The organism is Vibrio sp. C8 (genome assembly GCF_054051265.1).
This window is the reverse complement of record NZ_JBPAOE010000047.1, coordinates 1-554: the sequence shown is the minus strand read 5'-3', so window position 1 is coordinate 554 and position 554 is coordinate 1. Positions and strand designations below refer to the sequence as shown.

1 protein-coding gene is annotated in these 554 nt (G+C 50.0%); it reads left to right on the top strand.

Features of this window, described 5'->3' with window-relative positions:
• Nucleotides 1-554: tandem-95 repeat protein (locus ACRQQK_RS16610; protein WP_457513221.1), on the top strand; the 554-nt coding region annotated here is incomplete at both ends.

Here is a 554-nt window from a genome sequence, read left to right as displayed (position 1 = left end):
CTTAACTTGCTGTCCAACGATAGCTTAGGTGAAGACGCGTCAAGCATTACGTCGATTAATGGTGTTGCGCTTATTGAATTGACGGGTGAGCAGACGCAATCCATCAAAGTTGACAATGGTACGGTGGTTATTACTTCCGCGGGAACGATGACGTTTGTACCGGATGAGAATTTCAATGGTAAAGCGGTCTTCAAATACACCGTCGAAGATGCCGACGGTGACAGTAGCACGGCCAAAGTAAAAGTCACGGTGAATGCCGTGAATGATGGGCCGGTCGCGACCGACGATACAGCGACAACGAATGAAGACACCGCGATCACCATTGATGTATTGGCAAACGATACGGATGCTGACGATGATGAGCTCACCATCACGGGTGCGGTTGTTTCAGAAGAGAGCGAAGTCAAAGGTACGGTTGCGATTGTGGACGGTGAATTGAAGTTCACGCCTGCAGAGAATGCAAGTGGTACCGCCACGATTGAGTACACCATCAGTGATGGTAATGGTGGCACGGCTACCGCAACGGTGACGGTAACGGTCAATCCAGTAAACGA